General features: G+C 46.9%; 5 protein-coding genes and 1 pseudogene. All 6 read left to right on the forward strand.

The window, feature by feature from the left end:
• Positions 1-150: 150 nt before the first annotated feature.
• The gene (locus AZ66_RS27330; protein WP_021259209.1) at positions 151-705 is read left to right on the forward strand and encodes a hypothetical protein; all 555 of its coding nucleotides are present in this window, start codon (positions 151-153) and stop codon (positions 703-705) included.
• 129 nt (positions 706-834) lie between these two features.
• Positions 835-1,668, forward strand: coding sequence for a heptaprenyl diphosphate synthase component 1 (locus tag AZ66_RS27335; protein WP_021259208.1), 834 nt, complete (start codon positions 835-837; stop codon positions 1,666-1,668).
• 71 nt (positions 1,669-1,739) lie between these two features.
• The gene (locus tag AZ66_RS27340; RefSeq protein WP_021259207.1) at positions 1,740-2,477 is read left to right on the forward strand and encodes a demethylmenaquinone methyltransferase; all 738 of its coding nucleotides are present in this window, start codon (positions 1,740-1,742) and stop codon (positions 2,475-2,477) included.
• Positions 2,470-3,339 (forward strand): UbiA-like polyprenyltransferase, encoded by an 870-nt coding sequence (locus AZ66_RS27345; protein WP_044357791.1) that lies wholly within the window; start codon positions 2,470-2,472, stop codon positions 3,337-3,339. Before AZ66_RS27340 ends, AZ66_RS27345 begins: the two co-directional genes overlap by 8 nt.
• Complete coding sequence (locus AZ66_RS27350; RefSeq protein WP_044357792.1) at positions 3,339-3,983, forward strand: UbiX family flavin prenyltransferase; 645 nt, start codon at positions 3,339-3,341, stop codon at positions 3,981-3,983. The genes AZ66_RS27345 and AZ66_RS27350 overlap by 1 nt, the downstream gene beginning before the upstream one ends.
• Positions 3,984-4,110: 127 nt before the next feature.
• Positions 4,111-4,283, forward strand: a pseudogene (locus AZ66_RS31695) (heptaprenyl diphosphate synthase); the annotation flags it as partial.

Raw genomic sequence — 4,283 nt, forward strand, 5'->3', positions numbered from 1 at the left:
ACTGAAATTTTTAGTTTTCATGAGGGAAGCAGGCATAGCCTGCTTTTTTTCATTATAGACATGAGGTATGGACATACTCTGGAACGTCGACACTGTCTGTTATCTGGAGTGTTGACTTGATCTACATTATGTGGAGGTGCAAGGTTCAGAATGAAGAATATGCATCGCTATCGAACTCTGGTCATCGTGCTTTGCGTTACGATTATGCTTCCGCTAGGATTAGGGCTATTGTATTCACTGAGTGAGCAGAAGCCCGACGCCAATAAAGATGTGGCTGTATTTACCCCTTCACCACGTATGGTCAAGCTCAGTTCCGAGGAGATCGTGGATTATTTATCTGAGCTTCCACTTCAGTTGAAGTTCAGCCGGGTAACTTGGCAGTCAGATAAACTGGTGATTGATGTGAAAGTGGCTGCAACGATTGTCCATCCGGAAATTATTTACCATGATATTCATGAGCTTCTTCGCTTCGCCTTCGTACAAACAAGCAATGTCGAACGTCTGCAGCTTCGTGTCGTTATACAGGATGACATGGCTAAAAAGAGATATGTATTACTTGGTATGGATGCGCAGCGTTCCCAAGTAGATGTGGAAAGTCTGAAGCTACTCCAGAAATCAAAAGGAACAATGCCGAAGGAGCTTGAAGAAGCATGGCGAATTATTTATACACCGCACTGGGAGCGTCAGTTTCCGGCAGTCAGATGAGAGTAAGGATCCTGGTCATAAGAAATAGGAGAACGAAGAAATGTTGTCCTATCACTTTAAACATATGCTATAATGATTTAGATTGCGACATCCGTAAGGATGACTAACCGGTACAGTCGGAGGCAGCAGATGAATGGTTATCATATCTCGCAATTGGCTAAGCGGTATGTTGAACATGACATGATCCAGGCGCACACGGAACTGCCTGCGTTTCCTAACGCAAGAGTGGAACTGATGTTCGCCTTTTTAAACCGCAGTAAGCCAATAGCGGAACATAGTGAATTATTTGCGCTAGTTACATCGCTCGTGCAGGTTGGACTAGACACGCATGATACGATTGAACTGGCAGCGGTGCAGCATAACGACCGCAACTTGCGTTCAAGGCAGCTGAAGGTATTGGCTGGAGACTATTTCAGCAGTCGCTTCTATAACCTGCTTGCGCAGCAAGGTCAGATTGATACGGTAAGGGCTTTGAGCCAATCCGTATGCGATATTAATCGTCTGAAGATGACGATGGTAGACAAAATGAAGCATTGGACAATGACCGCAGAGGAATATTTGCGGGCGAGCGTTACGCTAAAGAAGTCGCTGTTCCAATCCTTCAATGCTCAGATGAATCAAGAAGACATCTCCACTTGGGAGGAACTGCTTGATTCGTTGACAGAGCTCGAAGTACTAGAAAGAGAACAAGATCGAGCGGATCATTTCGCTCGATTCGAAGGCAGTTGGTCTTACTGGCATGTATGGCAGCAAGGCACAGATGAGGAACGAAGAAAATTGAAGCAGAAATTGGTTGACGAAATGCTCTGGAATGCGCTCATGTCCAAGTATGAGGTGAGGGAGCAGCTGGCTTACCAAGTTCGTGTATCACGGGATAAATTGCATACACTTGCGGTGACATTGCCGCTTGATGAGAGCACCAGACAACGTCTTGACGCATTTCTTGCCTTACCTCGTCTGTAAATGATAGTGAGCGTTCAACCTCCAAATAGATCGACGATACGTTCGGCGAAGAAAGGAATAGGTGACAGATCGTGGAGACACATTCGCCAAAGACTGGCAAGACCAAAGAACATTATGTTCAAGAAGTATTTCAGAGCATAGCTCCGAAGTACGATATTATGAATGACATCCTGAGCTTCAGACGTCACAAGGCTTGGCGCAACTTTACGATGCGCAAGATGGACATGAAGCAGGGGGAGACTGCGCTTGATTTGTGCTGTGGAACTTGTGACTGGACGATTCAGTTGGCGCAAGCGAGCGGCACAGGCAAGATTACGGGGCTGGACTTCAGTTCGAATATGCTGGCGGTAGGTCAGAAGAAGGTGGATCAAACAGGCCTTCACAGCCAAATTGAGCTTGTTGAAGGAAATGCAATGGATCTTCCATTTCCCGACAACAGCTTTGACTATGTGACGATTGGCTTCGGTTTGCGCAATGTTCCGGATTTTGAGCAAGTCATTCGTGAAATGCGCAGAGTGGTCAAGCCGGGTGGACAAGTTGTATGTCTTGAACTAAGCAAGCCGACATGGCAGCCGTTCAAGGGCATTTATTATTTCTACTTCCGCCATGTGCTTCCATTGCTTGGCAAGCTGATTGCGAAGCGGTATGAGCAGTATAAGTGGCTTCCAGAGTCGCTTGTTACGTTCCCAGGCCGCAAGGAGCTAGAACAGATGTTTAGAGTTAATGGACTTGATCGCGTACAAGCGTATTCGTTCTTCGGTGGCATTGCCGCTCTTCACATCGGGACGAAGGGGAATGGTCATGCTTAAAAAAGTACGTATCTTCTTAGAAATGATTAAGTTCGAGCATACGATATTTGCTCTTCCGTTTGCGTTTATGGGCGCACTGCTGGGGGGAATGGTTGTTCATCAACGCTTCCCAACGCTCCCTGAATGGGGATGGATCCTCATGGCGATGTTCGGAGCTCGAAGCGCGGCAATGGCGCTCAATCGTTTAATTGACGCTGCCATCGACGCGAAGAACCCAAGAACTGCAAATCGAGCAATACCCGCAGGATTGCTGAAGGCAGGAGAAGTACTGTTATTTACGGCCGTGTCGTTCGGTCTTTTATTTTGGGCAGCGGCGAATCTGGAGCCGTTGTCTGTATACTTGCTTCCGGTTGCCGTCTTTATGTTAGTAATTTATTCGTTTACGAAGCGATTCACTTGGCTATGCCACGTTGTGCTGGGACTTACGATAGCATTGGCACCGCTCGGAGGATGGGTGGCTGTAACGAATGGAATCGATTGGGCAGCTCTCACCTTTTATTTAACCGTTGCGTTTTGGACTACCGGGTTCGATATTATTTATGCATGCCAGGATTATGAGTTCGATAAGAAGGAAGGCTTGAAGTCGATTCCGGTACGTTTCGGAATTGCGAAGTCACTCTGGATTGCAAGAGGTTTCCATATTGCTACAGCGTTTGGATTTATACTGCTCTTATTTTTAACTCAATTAAGCTGGTGGTATATCATAGGTACGGTTATTGCAAGTGCACTGCTTATTTATGAGCATATGCTTGTGAAGCCGTATGATTTAAGCAAGCTGAACACAGCCTTCTTCACAATGAACGGCGTGCTCAGCATCGTTGTATTCTGCTTCACGCTTATTGACTTGGTGGTGATGAAGTAATGAGTGATGCATCTCGCAAGCATTACGTAGTTGGTATTACAGGGGCAAGTGGTGCCATATACGGTGTCCGATTGATTCAATGTCTGTTGGAAGCTGATTATGAGGTTCATCTCATCGTATCAGATGCTGGATGGCGCGTACTGAAGGAAGAGCTCGGGTGGAATGTTACGAAGCGTCAGCAAGCGATTGAGCTAGCATTCGGCGATTTGGCGCATCGGGTGACGTATCATCCGAACCAGGATATTGGGGCAAGCATAGCAAGCGGTTCATTTCGGGTGCAGGGCATGGTGATCATGCCTTGCTCCATGGGAACCTTATCATCGATTGCACACGGCGCTTCCGATAATTTGATGGGGCGAGCTGCTGACGTTATGATGAAAGAAGGCCGTCCGCTTCTAATCGTCCCGCGCGAGACGCCGATGCATGCGATTCATTTGGAGAATATGCTGAAGCTTGCAAATATGGGGGTACGTATTGTGCCGGCAATGCCTGCATATTACTATCATCCGAAGACGCTGGATGATATCATTAATTTCCTTGTCGGCAAGGTGTTGGACTGCATGGATATCGATCACCAGTTGTTTACAAGGTGGGGGAATTCGGAAGTACAGACTGCCGAAGATTCGGATCGGCCGAATGGATAACACAAACGTGTGGCCGATCTTTTATCTTTTCGTGTCTGTATTTTTAAATTGCATTTGAGTTGGAACTTATTGATCTTGAGGTTCACGTTGAACTTGGGTCGGAAAATACAGTTGGTTAGGTGAAGGCATGAAACTGTGGGACATTTATGCGACAATGAAACAAGATGTAGCGTATATTGAGCGTGAATTGGAGCGGAACATCCGCTCCGATCACGAGCTCCTTACGGAAGCGTCGCTGCATCTGCTGAAGGCGGGCGGGAAGCGAATACGTCCGGTATTCGTTCTGCTTGCAGGGAAATT

It is taken from the genome of Paenibacillus sp. E194 (genome assembly GCF_000935845.1).
In the GTDB taxonomy this organism is placed as follows: Bacteria; Bacillota; Bacilli; order Paenibacillales; family Paenibacillaceae; genus Paenibacillus_B; species Paenibacillus_B alvei_B.